Here is a 2,131-nt window from a genome sequence, read left to right on the forward strand (position 1 = left end):
GGTGCTGATGCTCGATTGCGGACGACGCATGCTGGCCGAGGATGACGGTGTCGGTCACTTCGACCAGGTGTTGAATGCCTCGCTGGCGCTTGCGTACATCGCGCTGCGCCAGGGCGATAGCGTGGGGCTGCTGGCCTGCACGGGCCAGGCCACCCGCTGGCTGGCGCCGCAGCAGGGCGCCGGCGGCATGGACATGGTGCTGGGCGCGGGTTACGACCTGCACGCGGAACCGATCGCGACGGATTACCTGCATGCCGCCAGTGAATTGCAGACCCGGCAGCGGCGCCGGGCGCTCGTCGTGCTCGTCACCAATGTTCGCGACGAGGACGACGAGGAACTGCGTGCTGCGGTGAAGATGATGTCGCGGCGCCACCTCGTGCTGGTGGTGAGCCTGCGCGAGCTGGCGCTCGACCGCGCCGCCGCCGGCGACACCGACAGCCTGGAAGCGGCGATCCGCACCGCCGGTGCGTTGCGCTACCTCGACCAGCGCGATGCCGTGCACGCCCGCCTGCGCCGCGAAGGCATCGCCACGCTCGATGTGCTCGCCAGCGAGCTGTCGGGACGCCTCGTGGAGCGCTATCTCGCGATCAAGCGGGCAGGACGCCTGTAAGCCGCTTCACCCGCCTTTTCCCCGCCGCGTGGCATCTTTTGCCTTCGATCACCGGAGGGCCACGACCATGACTTCCCCGTTCAAGATAGGCGACCACGTGCGCTGGAATTCCGAAGTGGGCTACGTCACCGGGCGGATCATCAAGGTGCATACGCGCGATTTCGAATTCATGGGCCACACCCGCCGCGCTACGGCCGAGGAGCCGCAGTACGAGGTGCAGAGCGACAAGACCGACCATATCGCCGCCCACAAGGGCACGGCGATGAAGCACGTGCGCTGACGGCGTGGCAGCGCTTCCGCTCTACTCGATAGGCCATTCGAATCGCGAGCTGGGCGCGTTCATCGCCGCACTCACGGACTCCAGCATCGAGTGCCTGGTGGACGTGCGAGCCTTTCCGCGCTCGCGGACGAATCCCCAGTTCAACTTCGATGTGCTGCCCGACGCCCTGGCCCGGGCGGGTATCGGCTATCTCCACCTCCCCGGCCTGGCCGGGCGCAGGCCGAAATCGACAACGGTGGACCCCGTGGTGAACGGCTACTGGAAGGTCGCCGGCTTCCATAATTACGCGGACTATGCGCTGACCGAAGCCTTCCAGGCACCGTTCCGCGAACTCTTGCGAACGAGCTCTGAACGCCGCGCGGCCATGATGTGCGCCGAGGTGCTGTGGTGGCGTTGCCACCGGCGCATCATCACAGACTACGCCCTGGCGGCGGGGCGGGAGGTCATTCACATCTTCGAAGCCGGGCACCTGGAACCGGCCCGGCTCAATGAGGGGGCGCGGGTGGATGACGACCGTACCGTGACCTACCCAAGGGGCCCCGACGAGGCTCCCCAGGCCCAGGTTGGCGCATAACCGGCATGATTACCCTGTTCCCTACCGAAAACGTGTGTCCTGTCGCATGATGAGGCACCGCTTCCTCATCCTGCGTGCCATTCGCCATGACCGAGACCGTTGAACGCGCCGCTGCCGGGCGTGCTGGAAGCATCGCCTGCGTGGGGATGGGCATCACCCTGGGCTCTCACCTGACGCCGCTGGCGCGGAACCATATCGAGACGGCGGACGTGGGGTTTGCCGCGCTCTCCGATCATGTCGCGGAGCTCTGGCTGCAGCGCCTGAATCCCGCGGTCATCACGCTGCAGCCTTACTACCGGCCTGGCAAGTCGCGGATGAAGACCTATCGTGAGTGGGTCGACGTGATGATGGCCGAGGTTCGAGCCGGTAAACGGGTATGCGCCGTGTTCTATGGGCACCCCGGCATCTTTGCGTGGTCGCCGCACCGGGTGGTCGAACTGGCGCGCGAGGAAGGCTTTCGCGCCTTCATGGAACCTGGCATTTCGGCGGAGGATTGCCTCTACGCAGACCTCGGTATCGACCCGGGCCGCTTTGGCTGCCAGCACCTGGAGGCGAGCCAGCCACTGTTCTTCGAAAGGCGGCTGGACACCACGAGTCATGTGATCCTCTGGCAACTCGGCGTCGTGGGCGATCGTTCGCTTGGCCGTTTCCGCACACCGGATGCGTA

The 2,131-nt window shown here is 66.1% G+C and carries 4 protein-coding genes; all 4 read left to right on the forward strand.

The genetic code is table 11. The annotated features are described in order from the left end of the window. On the forward strand, positions 1-610 hold a 610-nt coding region (locus tag ACTHLF_RS20855; protein WP_440330093.1), incomplete at its 5' end, for a DUF58 domain-containing protein. A 67-nt stretch (positions 611-677) separates the two neighbouring features. Then, positions 678-890, forward strand: a complete 213-nt coding sequence (locus ACTHLF_RS20860) for a DUF2945 domain-containing protein (RefSeq protein ID WP_440330095.1) — start codon at positions 678-680, stop codon at positions 888-890. Between the two features lie 4 nt (positions 891-894). Beyond that, on the forward strand, positions 895-1,464 hold the full coding sequence (locus tag ACTHLF_RS20865) for a DUF488 domain-containing protein (protein WP_440330096.1): 570 nt from the start codon (positions 895-897) through the stop codon (positions 1,462-1,464). Between the two features lie 86 nt (positions 1,465-1,550). Further along, on the forward strand, positions 1,551-2,131 hold a 581-nt coding region (locus ACTHLF_RS20870), incomplete at its 3' end, for an SAM-dependent methyltransferase (protein WP_440330098.1).

This window comes from Luteibacter sp., assembly GCF_051958795.1.
In the GTDB taxonomy this organism is placed as follows: Bacteria; Pseudomonadota; Gammaproteobacteria; order Xanthomonadales; family Rhodanobacteraceae; genus Luteibacter.

What these genes read in the sequence shown, in the direction of transcription:
- ACTHLF_RS20860 (WP_440330095.1), top strand. Translation starts at nt 678, where the DNA reads ATGACTTCCCCGTTCAAGATAGGCGACCACGTGCGCTGGAATTCCGAA.